The sequence below is a fragment of the Synechococcus sp. R6-5 genome, assembly GCF_047461775.1.
Taxonomy (GTDB): Bacteria; Cyanobacteriota; Cyanobacteriia; order Thermostichales; family Thermostichaceae; genus Thermostichus.
In genome coordinates this window covers 1-2,199 of the sequence record NZ_JANSHV010000223.1, presented here as the reverse complement: position 1 = coordinate 2,199, position 2,199 = coordinate 1, and the positions used below count along the sequence as shown (strand labels likewise).

Genomic DNA, 2,199 nt, shown 5'->3' with positions numbered 1-2,199 from the left:
GGTTTTGGGGGTTAGAGGCATGCTCCCTCGAGGGTGACCGTCACCGGGGATCCCTGTAAGGTCGCCACCTGCTGGCCGGCTCTGAGGGCGTCGGAAGGGGCCAAACCGGGAACCACGTGATAGGTGAGAATACCCCCCAGAGACACCTTGCCCCAGAAGTGGCTGCCGTAAAGTTCGGTATCCTGGGGGTGTGATTGCTGGAGAGGAGAAAGGCCATGAACGGGATCCCGTCGTGGTTGCGGCAACTCCGCAGCTGGCTGCCCTGGGTTGCTCTGCTTCTCATTCTGGTCTTGATCGGCTACTGGGTGGGTCCTCGGCCCAGACCCTACCCCCAAGAGCCGGAGCTGCCCACCCTGGCCCCTCTGCCGCAGCACCCCCGCATCCGGGTGGTGTTCAACCAAAGCCGCGAGAGCACCTATCGGGATCCCTATCGCCAGATCCGCCGCTATGGCTACAACCTGGAAGAGTTCATCATTTCCCAGATTCGCTCCGCTCGGCAGTCGGTGGATATTGCCGTGCAAGAGCTGAACCTACCGCTCATTGCCCAAGCCCTAGTGGAGCGACGACAGGCCGGGATCCCGGTGCGCTTCATTACCGAAAACACCTACGTGCGAGCCTGGCACCAGCTCACCCCTGCCGAAGTGCGGGCGCTGGACGAGCGCAGCCGTCGCAAGTTCGAGGAGTACCGCAACCTGGTGGATGTGAACCGCGATGGACGGTTTTCTCCCGAGGAGATTGCCAGCCGAGATGTGTACGCCTTGCTGGATGGGGGGCGGGTGCCCTGGCTGGATGATACCGCCGATGGCTCCAAGGGCAGCGGCCTGATGCACCACAAATTTGTGGTGATCGACGGGCAGAAAGTCTTGACCGGCTCGGCCAATTTCACGCTCTCTGATATTCACGGGGACTTTGATGCCCCCGGCAGTGTGGGCAACGCCAACCACCTGCTGCTGCTGGATAGCCCCGAGCTGGCTCGCCTCTACACCGAGGAGTTCAACCTCATGTGGGGAGATGGGCCGGGAGGGTTGCCCGACAGCCGCTTCGGGGTGCAAAAGCTCAAGCGTCCCCTGGAGACGGTTTACCTTGGCGATGCCATCGTGGGGGTACATTTTTCTCCCAGCAGCCGCTCCCTGCCCTACGAGGCCACTTCCAACGGCATCATCGCGGCCACCCTGGCCCAAGCGCAGCAGCAGGTGGATCTGGCCCTGTTCGTCTTTACGGACTCAGGCATTGCCAACCAGCTCAGGCAACTGCGCCAGGAGCGCAACGTGCTGATCCGCGGCGTGTTCGATCCCGGCTTTGCCTTTCGCGACTACAGCCGCACCCTGGAGATGTGGGGGCTGCTGCTCCCGGACGAAAACTGCCGGGTGGACGCGGCCCGCCTGCCTTGGACAGTGCCCGCTTCATCCGTGGGCGTGCCCAACCTCGCCCCGGGAGACAAGCTGCACCATAAGTTTGCCATCATCGATCCCGGCACTCCTCAGGCCACGGTGATCACCGGATCCAACAACTGGTCGGTCTCGGCCAACCACCTCAACGACGAAAACTTCCTGATCATCCGCAATGGCCGAGTGGTGGATCACTTTGTGCGGGAGTTCGACCGGCTGATGGCCGAGGCCCGTTTTGGCCCCAGCCGCCGCTTGCAACAGCAGGCAGAAGAGGCGTCCCGTCGCTGCCCCAACCCCGTCCCCGTTGCCGCTTCCTTGCCTGAACCGGAGCCGGAGCTGCTGGAAGTCGAGGTCGTTCTTCCTCCTGAGGCGGGATCCCCTTCCCCGTCGGTTGCTTTTCCGGTGGCGTCTCCTGGGGGATCCCCTCGCGTTAACCTGAATACGGCCACGGCGGCGGAGCTGGAACAGTTGCCCGGCATTGGCCCCGCCCTGGCGCAGCGCATTATCGAGGCCCGCCCCTTCTCCTCTTTGGAGGATCTGCAACGGGTCAATGGCATTGGCCCAGCCCGGATTGAGCAGCTGCGGGATCGGGTAACCTGGTAGGAGTTAGCCCCCTCTTGGTCAGGTTGAGGGCGCGGAGTGCTTTCGGAAGTTCATCCCAGAGCAGCTCCTAAAGGGCCTCTCCCCTCGAATAAACCCCAAATTAAACCCCAAATATAGTCATTTCAGTTCAAACCAGGACACTGCACCCACGCCTAAAATGTTGGTCGCATCGGCGTTGCAGAGCAATAATGCAGGGGGCCAAAAGGCT

The 2,199-nt window shown here is 62.2% G+C and carries 2 protein-coding genes; one reads left to right on the top strand and one right to left on the bottom strand.

What is annotated here, in order from left to right:
* Positions 1-11: 11 nt before the first annotated feature.
* A complete protein-coding gene (locus NW818_RS11440; RefSeq protein ID WP_414419609.1) occupies positions 12-245 on the bottom strand; it encodes a fasciclin domain-containing protein in 234 nt (77 codons plus the stop codon).
* Between NW818_RS11440 and NW818_RS11435 the strand changes: the two genes are divergently transcribed.
* Complete coding sequence (locus NW818_RS11435) at positions 216-1,991, top strand: phospholipase D-like domain-containing protein (RefSeq protein ID WP_414424616.1); 1,776 nt, start codon at positions 216-218, stop codon at positions 1,989-1,991. The genes NW818_RS11440 and NW818_RS11435 overlap by 30 nt on opposite strands.
* Positions 1,992-2,199 lie beyond the last annotated feature (208 nt).

Bases quoted from the DNA above. Each gene is read 5' to 3' on its own strand.
- NW818_RS11435 (WP_414424616.1), top strand. From the start codon at position 216: ATGAACGGGATCCCGTCGTGGTTGCGGCAACTCCGCAGCTGGCTGCCC.